The 12,714-nt window shown below is 67.6% G+C and carries 14 protein-coding genes and 2 tRNA genes; 5 read left to right on the plus strand and 11 right to left on the minus strand.

All coding sequences use genetic code 11. The annotated features are described in order from the left end of the window. Positions 1-22 precede the first annotated feature (22 nt). Entirely contained in the window at positions 23-580 is a 558-nt protein-coding gene (locus ACQHIV_RS30425) for a DinB family protein (protein WP_427887292.1), read from the plus strand. 1 nt (position 581) lies between these two features. On the opposite strand, the gene ACQHIV_RS30430 is transcribed toward ACQHIV_RS30425, so the two are convergent. Further along, positions 582-929: a nucleoside triphosphate pyrophosphohydrolase family protein gene (locus ACQHIV_RS30430; RefSeq protein WP_427887293.1), complete on the minus strand. Its 348-nt coding sequence runs from the start codon at positions 927-929 to the stop codon at positions 582-584. Between the two features lie 45 nt (positions 930-974). Here ACQHIV_RS30430 and ACQHIV_RS30435 point away from each other — a divergent pair, with 45 nt between their 5' ends. Continuing rightward, positions 975-1,628 carry an alpha/beta hydrolase gene (locus ACQHIV_RS30435; protein WP_427887294.1) on the plus strand — a complete coding sequence of 218 codons (654 nt, stop codon included), beginning with the start codon at positions 975-977 and terminating at the stop codon, positions 1,626-1,628. On the opposite strand, the gene ACQHIV_RS30440 is transcribed toward ACQHIV_RS30435, so the two are convergent. The 9 genes from ACQHIV_RS30440 to gyrB all read right to left on the minus strand — a co-directional run bounded on the left by ACQHIV_RS30440 (position 1,625) and on the right by gyrB (position 9,215). Beyond that, positions 1,625-1,963 (minus strand): cupin domain-containing protein, encoded by a 339-nt coding sequence (locus ACQHIV_RS30440; protein WP_427887295.1) that lies wholly within the window; start codon positions 1,961-1,963, stop codon positions 1,625-1,627. The genes ACQHIV_RS30435 and ACQHIV_RS30440 overlap by 4 nt on opposite strands. Positions 1,964-2,012: 49 nt before the next feature. Continuing rightward, positions 2,013-2,513, minus strand: a complete 501-nt coding sequence (locus ACQHIV_RS30445; protein WP_427887296.1) for a DinB family protein — start codon at positions 2,511-2,513, stop codon at positions 2,013-2,015. Positions 2,514-2,526: 13 nt separating this feature from the next. Further along, positions 2,527-3,039 carry a DinB family protein gene (locus ACQHIV_RS30450; RefSeq protein WP_427887297.1) on the minus strand — a complete coding sequence of 171 codons (513 nt, stop codon included), beginning with the start codon at positions 3,037-3,039 and terminating at the stop codon, positions 2,527-2,529. Positions 3,040-3,093: 54 nt separating this feature from the next. Beyond that, positions 3,094-3,169, minus strand: a tRNA-Ala gene (locus ACQHIV_RS30455). Positions 3,170-3,179: 10 nt separating this feature from the next. Continuing rightward, the gene (locus tag ACQHIV_RS30460; protein ID WP_209696738.1) at positions 3,180-3,311 is read right to left on the minus strand and encodes a DLW-39 family protein; all 132 of its coding nucleotides are present in this window, start codon (positions 3,309-3,311) and stop codon (positions 3,180-3,182) included. 40 nt (positions 3,312-3,351) lie between these two features. After that, positions 3,352-3,425: transfer RNA gene (locus ACQHIV_RS30465), tRNA-Ile, on the minus strand. 97 nt (positions 3,426-3,522) lie between these two features. Then, a complete protein-coding gene (locus ACQHIV_RS30470; protein WP_427887298.1) occupies positions 3,523-4,431 on the minus strand; it encodes a DUF3566 domain-containing protein in 909 nt (302 codons plus the stop codon). Then, a complete protein-coding gene (gene gyrA / locus ACQHIV_RS30475) occupies positions 4,431-7,082 on the minus strand; it encodes a DNA gyrase subunit A (RefSeq protein ID WP_427887299.1) in 2,652 nt (883 codons plus the stop codon). The genes ACQHIV_RS30470 and gyrA overlap by 1 nt, the downstream gene beginning before the upstream one ends. A 42-nt stretch (positions 7,083-7,124) precedes the next feature. Further along, the gene (gene gyrB, locus ACQHIV_RS30480; protein ID WP_427887300.1) at positions 7,125-9,215 is read right to left on the minus strand and encodes a DNA topoisomerase (ATP-hydrolyzing) subunit B; all 2,091 of its coding nucleotides are present in this window, start codon (positions 9,213-9,215) and stop codon (positions 7,125-7,127) included. Positions 9,216-9,542: 327 nt separating this feature from the next. Here gyrB and ACQHIV_RS30485 point away from each other — a divergent pair, with 327 nt between their 5' ends. The 3 genes from ACQHIV_RS30485 to ACQHIV_RS30495 are packed head-to-tail and all read left to right on the plus strand — an operon-like array spanning position 9,543 to position 11,340. Further along, positions 9,543-10,181, plus strand: a complete 639-nt coding sequence (locus tag ACQHIV_RS30485; RefSeq protein WP_427887301.1) for a hypothetical protein — start codon at positions 9,543-9,545, stop codon at positions 10,179-10,181. Continuing rightward, positions 10,178-10,786 carry a hypothetical protein gene (locus tag ACQHIV_RS30490; protein ID WP_427887302.1) on the plus strand — a complete coding sequence of 203 codons (609 nt, stop codon included), beginning with the start codon at positions 10,178-10,180 and terminating at the stop codon, positions 10,784-10,786. Before ACQHIV_RS30485 ends, ACQHIV_RS30490 begins: the two co-directional genes overlap by 4 nt. After that, positions 10,783-11,340, plus strand: a complete 558-nt coding sequence (locus ACQHIV_RS30495; protein ID WP_427887303.1) for a hypothetical protein — start codon at positions 10,783-10,785, stop codon at positions 11,338-11,340. The genes ACQHIV_RS30490 and ACQHIV_RS30495 overlap by 4 nt, the downstream gene beginning before the upstream one ends. Positions 11,341-11,355: 15 nt before the next feature. Here ACQHIV_RS30495 and ACQHIV_RS30500 read toward each other — a convergent pair whose 3' ends face one another. Next, on the minus strand, positions 11,356-12,699 hold the full coding sequence (locus ACQHIV_RS30500) for a hypothetical protein (RefSeq protein WP_427887304.1): 1,344 nt from the start codon (positions 12,697-12,699) through the stop codon (positions 11,356-11,358). Positions 12,700-12,714: the final 15 nt, after the last annotated feature.

Raw genomic sequence — 12,714 nt, forward strand, 5'->3', positions numbered from 1 at the left:
CAAATTTCCCACGGGAGGTGGCATGGACGCCAAAGGTGAGATGTTGCGGGCGTTGCAGGAGGCCCGGGTGGGGTTGCTCGGGAAGTTGGACGGGCTGGGGGAGTACGAGTTGCGGCGGCCGTTGGTACCGACGGGGACCAACCTGCTGGGACTGGTGAAGCACGTGGCGGGCCTGGAGTACGGGTACCTGGGTGAGGCCGTCGGACGCGTGCCCGCGGTCCGGCCGTCGTGGTTTCGGGACGACGTCTCGACGGAGATCGACATGTGGGCAACGCCGGACGAGTCGAGTGAGTACGTCGTCGCCACGTACCGCCGACTCGCCGCGCACTCCGACCGGACCGTCGCAGACCTCGAGCTCGACAGTCCGGCGTACGTCGCACACTGGGCGGACGGGCACCGCGAGACGACCCTCGGCGTACTGCTGATCCGGATGCTCGCCGAGACCAGCCGGCACGCCGGACATGCCGACATCCTTCGCGAACAACTCGACGGCGGAGGCGCCACGGTGGCCGAGAACGAAGGGTTCTGGAACGACCGGCGGGCCCAGGTTCAGGCGGCCGCCGACCACTTCCGGCCGTGAGTCAGCGGTGATCCCCGTCGCCGTGCAGGACGCCGCGCGAGGCCCGGTCCGCGAGTTTCGCGATGTTGCGCTCGGCAACGTCCTCGAGCCGGATGCCGAGCCTGGTGGACAGCTCCGACAGGTACCAGAGCACGTCGCCCAGCTCCAGCGTCAACGCTTCCCGGTCCGCGTCGGTGACCACGCCCGCCCGGTCCCGGAAGATCTTCTTCACCTTGCCGGCGACCTCACCCGCCTCGTTCACGAGCCCCAAAGTTGGGTACACAATCGGGTGATCGGTCGCGACCGGACCTCCGGTCCGCGCCGCAGCCTCCTGGTAACCACTGAAGTCGAACGCACTCTGATCGGCCACGGCAGCAGTCTGCCAGCCCGAACCGCCAACCTGACGGAGAGATCGATGGACGACAGCACCGGTGAGTTCGTCACCGAGACCTTCGCGTACGACGGCGGCCGGCAGGTCACGGTCTACGTACCGCCGGCCGCTCCGGAGGCAGTCGTGTACGCCGGCGACGGCCAGCTGATCTCGACATGGGGCCCGGACCTCGTGACTGCCGGCGTACCTCCGACGCTGGTGGTCGGCGTACACCGGACGGACGATCCGGACGAGATGGTGCGGATCCGCGAGTACTCGCCGTCCTTCGAGCCGGAGCAGTTCGCGGCGCACGAGACGTTCTTTGTCGACGAGGTCCGCGAGTGGGTCCGGACGCGCTTCGGCGTCGTACTCCCGGCCGAGCGGACCGCGGTGTTCGGCGTCTCGGCGAGCGCGGAACTCGCGCTGGCGATGGGGGTCCGGCACCCCGACGTCTACGGCTCGGTCTTCGCGGCCTCACCTGGAGGCGGCTACCACCCGCCCGAGGTACTGCCGGACGGGCTGCCGCGCACGTACCTTGTCGCCGGCACCGAGGAACCCTGGTTCCTCGAGAACGCTGCCCGGTGGTACGACGCGTTGCACGCCGCGGACGTCGACGTGGTCATGACGGAGCGGCCCGGGAACCACGGCGACCCGTTCTGGCGGGCCGAGTTCCCGTTGATGGTGAGCTGGGCGTTCTAGTCCGACTCGACGACGTCGACGGAGATCTCAACCGCGGGGACCGTGCCTCGGTTCTCCAGCCAGTGCACGGTGTTCCGGTCCTCGGGCCAGCCCGGACCCGGGCCGTACTCCGTCGTCTTCCCGTCCCGGTGATCCGTGATCGTGCCCTCGAGGACGTACACCGTCCCGGGCCGGCCGACGTGATCGTGCACCGGGCCGAAGACCCCGCCCGGCTCGATCGTCACCATCCGCATCCGCAGTCGGCGCCCGTCCATCCCCGCGATCTCGGCGCCGAGATCGACCGACGCCAGCAACTCCACGGAGACCCCTTTGGGCTCCGCCTGTTCAGCGCTCATGTGTGCCCCTCCCCGCTAAGGGGATTGTGCACCCGCCGGACGTGAACGGCTACTCGCCGGTGACACCGTCGATGCACTCACGGAGCAGATCCGCGTGCCCGTTGTGCCGGGCGTACTCCTCGATCATGTGCAGGTAGATCCACCGGAGCGTGTAGTCCTCGCCGGGGCTGCGCTCGTCCAGGTCGCGCCCGGCGACCGCGGCACGCGATCGGGCGACGCTGGCCTGGTAGCTGGCGAGGTCGTCGTCCGCGCGGGCGGGATCGGCGCCCTCGAACCCGGTGGAGGCGCCGTAGTTCCAGAAGTACAGGTGGTCCGGCCGGCCGTCGTACTCGTGGAACCACGCCTCGACGCCGGACAGATGCCGCACCATCCCCAGCAGCGACATCGTGGACGGCGGCACGGCCCGCAGTACCAGCTGCTCGGGCGTCAGACCACCGCACTTCAGCAGGAGGGTGGTCCGCTGAAACTCCAGCCGGTCCACCAACGCAGCCAACTCGTCCACCGGATCAACCGGCGGCTCGACCCGCTCAGGAACACTCCACACCGACATCCCCGCAACCTACTCAATAGCCGGTGGCACCGTCGATGCTCTCCCGAATGATGTCCGCGTGCCCGTTGTGCCGCGCCGTCTCCTGCACCATGTGCATCAGAATCGCCCGCAGATTGACCTCCGCCCCCGACGGCGTCCTCACCACGTCATCCAGCCCACCGGCCGCCACGACCTCGCGCGCCCGCTCACAAACCCGCAGGTACGCCCCGACCAGCCCCTCGGCCGTCTCCCCGTCCCCCACCCGAAAGTCCTCGTCCGCGGGCCACAACTCCGGCTCGTCCGCCCCCGCGTAAACGCAGATGAACCACCCGTGCTCGGTCGCCGCCAGATGCTTCACCAACCCCAGCAAACTGACCCCCGACCCAGTCATCGGCCGCCGCAACGCCGCATCCTCGAGCCCGTCCAACTTCCCCACCAACGTAGCCCGCTGAAACTCCAACTGCTGCCCCAAAGCCTCCCGCTCCCCAACCACCCGCTGAGGCACAACCCGCTCGACCCGCGACATAAACACCATGGCCCCGACCATAAGCCGGGGCGAGGTTTGGTTCACCGCTGTCGGAGGCGCGGTGGTGAAGTTGATTGGTGGAGACGAGGGGACTTGAACCCCTAACCCCTGCCTTGCAAAGGCAGTGCTCTGCCAGTTGAGCTACGCCCCCGTGAGGGTGGTCAGTGGCCCGGGGTTACCGGGTCGGCGACCTCGGCCCAGAGGTCCTTTTCGGCGCGGGACTGCTGGGTCTTCTTGTAGACGAAGTATCCACCGACGCCGGCCAGCAGCACCAGCAGGAACTTTCTGAGCACTGGGACTCCTCGGATCAGAACTTCGTGACTACGTGATGGGTGGGCCTAACTGGATTTGAACCAGTGACCTCTGCCTTATCAGGGCAGCGCTCTAACCAACTGAGCTATAGGCCCGCGTTCTGCGGTGTCGAACCCGGGAGAGATTACCGCACCAAGTGCCGTACTCCCAAACCGGTTACGGCCGGGCCTCGGCGGGCCCGGCCGGGGCCGGTCAGTCCTCCGACGCCAGCGTGACTTCGAGGCCGCCGAGGAGCGCGGCGGCGATGTTGTAGAGGAAGGATCCGAGGGTCGCGAGCGCGGTGATGATCAGCACATCGGCGCACGCGAGCAGGGTGGTGAAACCCATCACCTTGCCGGTGTTGATGTAGTTCTCCACCCGGAACGGCTCGCCGGTCGGCGTGCCCAGGACCTCGCGGACGGTCGAGTTGATGTTGTCGAACACACCGGCCGCACCGATCGCGGACCAAATGATGAAGACCGCCACCCAGGTGACGATGCCGAACGCGATCGCCAGCAGGAACGCCGTCTTCATCACCGACCATGGGTCGATCCGGGACATCCGCAGCCGCGCCTTCCGGGTCTGCGGCCGGCCCGACGACTTCGTGTCCTTCTCGGCGGCCCGGGCCTGCTTGGCCTCGGCCCGCTCGGCGCGCTCCGCCGACTTGTCCGGCTTCGCCGCCTTCACCGCGGCAGCCTTGTCCAGGACGGCCTGCCGCGCCGCGTTCATCCGGTCACCCAACGACTCGGTCTTCGACACGACCTGCTCGCCGTACGCCGCCCCGTTGGAGGCCGCACCGTTCGCGGCGGCCTCGCCCGGCACCGGGCCCGGGGCCCAGGGCTCCGGGCGGCCCGGCGTACTCGGGGCCGGCTGCTGCGGACGCGCCGGAGCGGTCCCGGCACCCGGCGTACCCGGCCGGGGCTGCGGACGGTACTCCGACGACGGCCGTTGACCGTTCGGAGCGGCTGCTCGCTGGCCGTTGGCGCCGGGGACGCCGTTGGAACGACCGTTGGAAGCCGGATTGCCCGGGGCAGCAGCCGGCTTCCCGCCCGGCGCGGTGCGCTGGGACTTGGAGCCGTCGGCCGCACCCTCAGGCCAGTTCGGCCTCGCGCGGTTGGTCATCAGTCACCCTCCTGGCCGGCTTCGTCGCTTTCGACGGTAGCCGCGCCGTCAACCTCCGTCGAACGCTCGTCACCATTCTGGACGCTCTCAGAGGGGGATTCGGTTGTCGATCCGTCCACATTCTGGGCATCTTCAGCGACAGTACCCTCGTCGGACCCCTCTGACTCCTCCTCGGCGACGGTCAGATCGGTGTTCCGCGCGATCGCGACCACGGCGTCGGACTCGCCGACCCCGGCGAACCGGACGCCCATCGTGTCCCGGCCCTTGACCGGCACGCTGTCCACCCGGCTGCGGACGACCTGGCCGCTGGCCTTGATCGCCAGCACCTGGTCCTCCTCGACCACGATAATCGCGCCGACCAGCGAGCCGCGCTCGTCGTTCAGCTTGACCGCCTTGATGCCGAGCCCGCCGCGGCCCTGCTGGCGGTACTCCGCGACCTTCGAGCGCTTGGCGTACCCGGCGTCGGTCACGGTGAAGACGAACTGCGAGTCCTCGTCCGCGCCGGCCCGGATCACCGACATCGACAGCAGTTCGTCGCCGGACCGGAACTTCATCCCGGTCACACCGGACGTCGCCCGGCCCATCGGCCGCAACTGGTCGTCACTCGCGGTGAACCGGATCGACTGGCCCTTGCGGGACACCAGCAGCAGGTCGTCCTCGGCGCTGGCCAGGTCCGCACCGATCAGCTCGTCGTCGTCCTCGCGGAAGTTCACCGCGATGATGCCGCTCTGCCGCGCGGAGTCGTAGTCCCGGAGTGCCGTCTTCTTGACCAGGCCCTTCTTGGTCGCGAGCACCAGGTAGTCAGACTGGTCGTAGTCACGCAGCGTCAGCACCTGCGCGATCTCCTCGTCCGGCTGGAAGGACAGCAGGCCGGCCACGTGCGAGCCCTTGGCGTCGCGGGCGGACTCGGGCAGCTGCCACACCTTCGCCCGGTACACCCGGCCCTTGGTGGTGAAGAACAGCATCCAGTGGTGGTTCGTGGTGGCGAAGAAGTGGTTGATCTCGTCCTCGGCCCGCAACTGCGCGCCCCGGACCCCCTTGCCGCCGCGGTTCTGCGTCCGGTACAGGTCGGTCTTGGTCCGCTTGGCGTAGCCGCCGCGGGAGATCGTGACGACGACCTCCTCGTCCGGCACCAGGTCCTGCACCGACAGGTCGCCGTCGGCGGCGATGATCTCGGTACGGCGTTCGTCGCCGTACCGGTCGACGATCTCGGCAAGCTCGTCCTTGACGATCGTGCGCTGCCGCTGCGGGCTGGCCAGGATGTCCTCGAGGTCGGCGATGATCGCCTCGAGCTCCTGCAACCGCTCGATGATCTTCTGCCGCTCCAGGGCGGCCAGCCGGCGCAGCTGCATGTCCAGGATCGCCTGCGCCTGGATCTCGTCGATGTCGAGCAGCTGGATCAGGCCGGTACGCGCCTCGTCCACGTCGGGGCTGCGCCGGATCAGCGCGATCACCTCGTCGAGGGCGTCCAGCGCCTTCACGTACCCGCGGTAGATGTGCGCGTTCTTCTCGGCCTCACGCAGGCGGAACCGGGTCCGCCGCTGGATGACCTCGATCTGGTGGTCGATCCAGTGGCTGATGAACAGGTCCACACTGAGCGTCCGCGGCACACCGTCGACGAGAGCCAGCATGTTGCAGCCGAAGGTGTCCTGCAGCGGCGTGTGCTTGTACAGGTTGTTCAGTACGACGCGCGGCTGGGCGTCCCGCTTCAGCACGATGACCAGGCGCTGACCGGTCCGGGACGAGCTGTCGTCGCGGATGTCGGCGATGCCGGTCATCTTGCCGGTGTTCACCAGCTCGGCGATCTTCAGCGCCAGGTTGTCCGGGTTGACCATGTACGGCAACTCGGTGACGACCAGGCTGGTCCGGCCCTTGGCGTCTTCCTCGATGTCGACGACCGCGCGCATCGTCACCGAGCCGCGGCCGGTGCGGTACGCGTCGTCGATGCCCTTGTAGCCGACGATCAGCGCGCCGTTCGGGAAGTCCGGGCCCTTGATGTTCTGCAGGCAGGCCTCGAGCAGCTCCTCGCGGGTCGCGTCCGGGTGCTCCAGTGCCCAGTCGACCGCGGCCGCGACCTCGCGCAGGTTGTGCGGCGGGATGTTCGTCGCCATCCCCACTGCGATGCCGGACGAGCCGTTGACCAGCAGGTTCGGGAAGCGGGCCGGCAGGATCACCGGCTCCTGCGACTTGCCGTCGTAGTTCGGCCGGAAGTCGACGGTCTCCTGGTCGATGTCGCGGACCATCTCCATCGCCAGCGGCGCCATCCGGCACTCCGTGTACCGCATGGCGGCCGCCGGGTCGTTACCGGGCGAGCCGAAGTTTCCCTGGCCCTGGATCAGCGGCGCCCGCATCACCCACGGCTGCGCGAGCCGGACCAGGGTGTCGTAGATCGCCGAGTCGCCGTGCGGGTGGTACTGACCCATGACGTCACCGACGACGCGGGAGCACTTGTTGAAACCGCGGTCCGGCCGGTAGCCGCCGTCGTACATCGCGTAGAGGATGCGGCGGTGCACCGGCTTCAGGCCGTCACGTACCTCGGGCAGCGCCCGGCCGACGATGACGGCCATCGCGTAGTCGAGGTACGACTGCTGCATCTCGGTCTGCAGGTCGAGCGGTTCGACCCGGTCGTGGCCAGTGGGGGTCTCGGTCATGAAAAAGTCCCGTTCAGATCAGTACGTCGGTGAGCAGCGAGATCAGATGTCGAGGAAGCGGACGTCCTTGGCATTGCGCTGGATGAAACTGCGCCGCGCCTCGATGTCGTCGCCCATCAGCGTCTGGAAGGTCTCGTCGGCCCGGATCGCGTCGTCGAGGGTGATCTGCAGCAGCACCCGGTTGGCCGGGTCCATCGTGGTGTCCCACAGCTCGTTCGCGTTCATCTCGCCCAGACCCTTGTAGCGCTGGATCGGGTTCTCCTTGGGCAGCTTCTTGCCTGCCTCGTAGCCGGCCTCGAGCAGGCCGTCGCGCTCGCGGTCGGTGTAGGCCAGTTCGTCGGGCTGGTTGCTCCAGCGGATCTTGTACAGCGGCGGCTGCGCGGCGTACACGTGACCGCGCTCGATCAGCGGGCGCATGAACCGGAACAGGAGGGTGAGCAGCAGCGTCCGGATGTGCTGGCCGTCGACGTCGGCGTCGGCCATGATCACGATCTTGTGGTACCGGAGCTTCTCCTCGTCGAAGTCCTCGTGGATGCCGGTGCCGAGCGCCGAGATGATGGCCTGGACCTCGTTGTTCTGCAGGACCTTGTCGATCCGGGCCTTCTCGACGTTCAGGATCTTGCCCCGGATCGGCAGGATGGCCTGGAACTTCGGGTCCCGGCCGCCCTTCGCGGAGCCGCCCGCCGAGTCACCCTCGACGATGTAGACCTCGCACTCCTCCGGGTTCGTCGACTGGCAGTCGGCCAGCTTGCCGGGGAGGCCGCCGCCGCCGAGCAGGCCCTTGCGGTTCCGGGCCAGGTCGCGGGCCTTGCGGGCCGCGATCCGGGCGCTCGCCGCGGCGCTCGCCTTGCGGATGATCTCGCGGCCCTCGGCCGGGTTCTGCTCGAACCAGGCACCGAGCTTGTCGTTCACGACCCGCTGGACGAAGCCCTTGACCTCGGTGTTGCCGAGCTTGGTCTTGGTCTGGCCCTCGAACTGCGGCTCGGCCAGCTTCACCGAGATGATCGCGGTCAGGCCCTCGCGGATGTCGTCACCCGTGAGCCTGTCCTCTTTCTTCTTGATCATCCCCTGGTCCTCGCCGAACGAGTTGACCAGCGAGGTGAGCGCGGCCCGGAAGCCCTCTTCGTGGGTACCGCCCTCGTGCGTGTTGATCGCGTTCGCGAAGGTGTGCACGGACTCCTGGAAGGAGCCGCTCCACTGCAGCGCGACCTCGAGACTCATGGTGTCGTCGGCGGTCGCGGCCTCGAACGAGATCACGTCCCGGTGCACGGTCTCGCGGATCCCGGTCAGGTACTTCACGTAGTCGACCAGGCCGTCGGCGTACCGGAAGGACTGCTCGAGCGGCTTGCCGTCCTCGTCCAGGTGGTCGGGGCGCTCGTCCCGGATCACCAGCTCGAGGCCTTTGTTCAGGAACGCGTACTCACGGAACCGGGTGGCCAGCGTCTCGTACGAGTACGTCGTGGTCTCGAAGACGTCCGGGCTGGCCCAGAAGGTGATCGTCGTACCGTTCGAGGTCGACGTACCGATCTCGGCGAGGTCGGCGTCGGGGTTGCCCATCGTGAAGGTCTGCGTGTACAGCTTGCCCTTCAGCCGGACGTCGACCTGGAGCTTCGTGGACAACGCGTTCACCACGGAGACGCCGACGCCGTGCAGACCGCCGGACACCTTGTACCCGCCGCCGCCGAACTTGCCGCCGGCGTGCAGCACGGTCAGCACGACCGTGACGGCCGGCTTGCCCTCGGACTCGACGATGTCGACCGGGATACCGCGGCCGTTGTCCTCGACCCGGACCCCACCGTCGGCGAGCAGCGTCACCACGATGCGGTCGCCGAACCCGGCCATCGCCTCGTCCACCGCGTTGTCCACAACCTCGGTGACCAGGTGGTGCAGGCCCCGCTCACCGGTGGACCCGATGTACATACCCGGCCGCTTGCGGACCGCGTCCAGACCCTCCAGGACCTGGATCGCGCTCGCGTCGTACTCCCGTTCGACGACCGACGACGGGATCTCGTCGAGATCGGGTGCGGCGGTATCACTGGGGCCGATGGGGTCGGCGGACTGGTTGGCGTCGATCTCGATCGGCTCGTCGGTCACCGGTGGTTGTCCTCCTCGGACCCCGCGTTCGCGAGGCATCGCGGCACAGTAGAGCCGCCCTCTACGGTGATGGCAAAGGCGCGGCTCGCTCTACGCCGTCCATTCTACCCGTCGACCGAAGCAGAACCTGCCACCAGGCGCCTGAAACTCACCTCAGGGCGTCTTTTCTCCCTCGTCGCCATGTCCCCTCTCGCGGGTGGGGGGCCGGAAAGCGCTCACGGGCACTCAGTGGCCTTCGACCGTTTCGCGACTGACCGTTCCGTCGATCACCGGTCCAGACCGCTCACCGCCATCCTGAGCGGCGGTGGAGGACGGGGTGGACGACAGTTGACCGGCGCGCACCCACCGCCCCTTAGGATCGCAGCCGTGGAGAGTCTCGACGAGGTCATCGACGCGATGATCGCCGACCGGGTGATTCACCGGCACCGCCGAGTCTGGCTGCTGGTGATCGCCCTGCTCATCGTGGCGATCCTGGTGATCCTGGCGACCGGCGGCTGGAAAGAGAAGAAGGGCCGCACGGTCCCCACCCTCGACGCCCCGGCCACAGTCACCGCCGGCCGCTTCGAGTACACGTTCACCAAGGCGGAGATCGTCCGCAAGCCCAAAACCGAGTACAGCAAGGCCGAGGCCAGCCTGAAGGTCTACTTCACCGCCAAGAACATCGACTCCGAAGAACAGAAGAGCGACTCGATCACGGGCGAGTTGCTGAGGCTCGTGCCCGGAGGCGGCGCGGACCTCGTCGAGTCCAACGGCGACTCGTGCAAGGGCGACAACCTGAACTGGGTGCTCGTCTACGGGCTGCCGCCCGAGGACTGCAGCACCAAGTTCGAAGTCGGCCCGAACTTCAACGCCGAGGTCGTCGAGATCGGCGTACTGCAGGAGCACTACGAGGGTGACAACTCCGCGCTCGGCGCGGACCCGAAGCCGTACTGGCACAACGAGGACCCAGCCGCGGTCGTGCGGCTGAAGCCGACCGTTGTCATCGACGACGGGAAAGCCAAATGAAGCTGTACCGCCCCGCGACCATCCTGGTCGGCCTGGTGTTCGTCCTGCTCGGCGGAATCATCCGCCTGGCCGGCTCGGACAACGTGTACCACGACACCCCGAACCTTGCGATCGTCCGCGGCCAGATCGGTCAGTCGCTCGAGTTCGCCGGTACCGGGACGATGTTCAAGGTGACCCGGATCAAGTTCGCGCAGAAGATCATCAGCGCCAAGGCAAGTGACGACGACAAGCCGATCGAGACGAACGGCGTCTTCGTCGCGGTCGAGTGGGACGCGGTCCGCGGCGTCGTCAAGCCTGACACCTTCACCCCGACCCTCACCACCGCCGGCGGCAGTGTCTACGCGGAGGTCAGCGACCCGTCCAACAGCGGGATCAACTTCCCGGACGCCGGCTTCGCACGAACCGGAGCGATCGTGTTCGAGGCCAACCCGGCCGATCTGAAGGACCTCACGCTCCGGCTGAAGCCGAGCCTGTTCTTCAACGTGAACAGCAGCGAGATCCGGGTCGACCTCGGGGTCCCGACCGAGGCCATCGCACAGCAGATGGTCGACACCGCGGAGGAGCAGTACGTCGTGAACGACGCCGTCACCCGGGTGGCCTCGTGAACCTGGGGAGCCGGGCGACCCGGCTGGTCGCGCAGGTCCTGGTGCTGGTCGCTCTCCTGGCCGTCGGCGCGTTCGCCATGCTGCACCCGTACCTCAGCGACGACGAGGACGCCTACAAGGAAGGCCGCATCGACCAGGTCGTGAGTCAAGGTCCGGTGACCGTCGCGAACGTCGAGTGGAAGCTCGACTCGATGAAGGTCTACACGAAGATCCTGAACGGGGACGGCGAGCCGATCGAGCTCGACGGCCCGGCCGGTACCGTGATCGTGCTGGCCACCATCACGGTGACGCCGAAGCCTGGCCTCTACCTCAAGGACCACAGCTTCACCTGCGACGCCGTACTGCGGGACACCAAGGGCAACACGTGGGACGACGAGCAGGCGTACGGCTACCCGTTGCCGACGTACTGCGGTGACAACGACCACCCGTTCACGATGGACAAGCCGGCCAAGATCGCGAAGATCTACGTCGTGCCGAAGAACGTCGTGCCGGACCTGGTCGGCATCACGACCGAGGACTTCTACCTGCACAAGCGGGTCCTGATCACGCCCTGATCAGGACCGGAACGGTCAGGCGCCGGCGGTCACAGGTTGCGCCGCCTGCGGTGCCTTGGCGTCGGCGATGGCCTTCGCCTCGACGCGACGTTCGGTGCCGACCGAGATGCACAGGTCGAAGGCGGCCGCCAGCAGGGCGATCCGGAGCGGCTCGAAGATCAGGCCCTCGATCATGCTGGCGATCTCCATGTCCATCAGGCCCCAGTTCGACCCGTGGATGCCGATCAGTCGCTCCAGTACGACGAACGCCCAGTCGTCTGCGAGCCACCAGAGCGTGTACACCAGGCAGACGACGCCGAGGAAGACGGGTCCGACCCGGACGAGCAGCCGGAACGCGTTGATCGCCGGGTAGAACTTCTCCCGCAGACCGCCGAGTACCAGGTCCGGTGCCTTGTAGGTCAGGCTCACCAGCCGGCCGCGCTGCGGCTCTTCCTCCTGCGCTCCCTGCGCTCCGAGCCGGCGTTCGATGCGCGTGCCCCGGAAGACGCCGCCACTCGACAACACGCGGTGGCCGAACACCACGGTGGTGATCGCCAGCCAGGTCAGCGGCTCGGCGATGCCATCCTTGAACAGCGGCCACAGCGAGTCCCAGAAGAAGCCCCAGAGGAACTCGATACCGGCCGGGATCGGGATATGAATCTTGTCGAAGAAGCCCTTCAGGCCGTCCCACCAGTCCAGCGACCAGTACCAGAAGCTCCGGTCCTTGAACCATTCCTTGCCCTCGGAGATCGCGAACGGCGTGATCACAACCGTGAGCAGCACGAAGAAGGACTCGGCCCAGACCTGGGCGAACTTGACCGGACGGCTCGGCCACCGGTCGTCGACGGACTGCAGCACCCGGCGGAGCACCAGCAGGATGATGAGCGCCGGCAGGTAGTTGTGCCAGCTGTGAATTCCTACCTTGAAGAATCCACCGCCCTGCTGCAGGCCGTTCTGGACCAGATCGGTCGCGCTCAGCTGGCTGACCTGCTTGTCGAAGAAGCCCCAGGCCGACCACACCGCCACGAGCGGCAGCAGCGTGACAGCCAGCAGCTCGAGCAGGCCGCGCTGCGTCGGGTCGGCGGTCTCCTCGGCCTCACTGCTCGCCGCGTCCCGCCAGCGGTACAGCGACATGGCACAGGTCCGGATCATGCCGACCGTCGCCGTGATCTGCAGCAGCACACCGACCGCGAACAGGCCGGTACCGAGACTCGAGTGCGTGTGCTTGGCCAGCCAGATCGCACCCTGCGAGCAGAGCGTGAACCCGAGGAACCCTGCCGCCCACCAAGTGGTCATGGGCAGCAGGTTCTTCCACCAGAGCCGGAACGTATCCCCGATCAGGTGGACCATCTCGCGAAAGCCGTCGACGAGCGTGCGCATCGCGCCTGATCCTAG

This window comes from Kribbella polygonati (assembly GCF_050320105.1).
Taxonomy (GTDB): Bacteria; Actinomycetota; Actinomycetes; order Propionibacteriales; family Kribbellaceae; genus Kribbella.

Coding starts and splice junctions, on each gene's coding strand:
- ACQHIV_RS30425 (WP_427887292.1), top strand. CDS start 23: ATGGACGCCAAAGGTGAGATGTTGCGGGCGTTGCAGGAGGCCCGGGTG.
- ACQHIV_RS30435 (WP_427887294.1), top strand. CDS start 975: ATGGACGACAGCACCGGTGAGTTCGTCACCGAGACCTTCGCGTACGAC.
- ACQHIV_RS30440 (WP_427887295.1), bottom strand. CDS start 1,963: ATGAGCGCTGAACAGGCGGAGCCCAAAGGGGTCTCCGTGGAGTTGCTG.
- ACQHIV_RS30445 (WP_427887296.1), bottom strand. CDS start 2,513: ATGTCGGTGTGGAGTGTTCCTGAGCGGGTCGAGCCGCCGGTTGATCCG.
- ACQHIV_RS30450 (WP_427887297.1), bottom strand. CDS start 3,039: ATGGTCGGGGCCATGGTGTTTATGTCGCGGGTCGAGCGGGTTGTGCCT.
- ACQHIV_RS30470 (WP_427887298.1), bottom strand. CDS start 4,431: ATGACCAACCGCGCGAGGCCGAACTGGCCTGAGGGTGCGGCCGACGGC.
- gyrA (WP_427887299.1), bottom strand. CDS start 7,082: ATGACCGAGACCCCCACTGGCCACGACCGGGTCGAACCGCTCGACCTG.
- gyrB (WP_427887300.1), bottom strand. CDS start 9,215: ATGCCTCGCGAACGCGGGGTCCGAGGAGGACAACCACCGGTGACCGAC.
- ACQHIV_RS30490 (WP_427887302.1), top strand. CDS start 10,178: ATGAAGCTGTACCGCCCCGCGACCATCCTGGTCGGCCTGGTGTTCGTC.
- ACQHIV_RS30500 (WP_427887304.1), bottom strand. CDS start 12,699: ATGCGCACGCTCGTCGACGGCTTTCGCGAGATGGTCCACCTGATCGGG.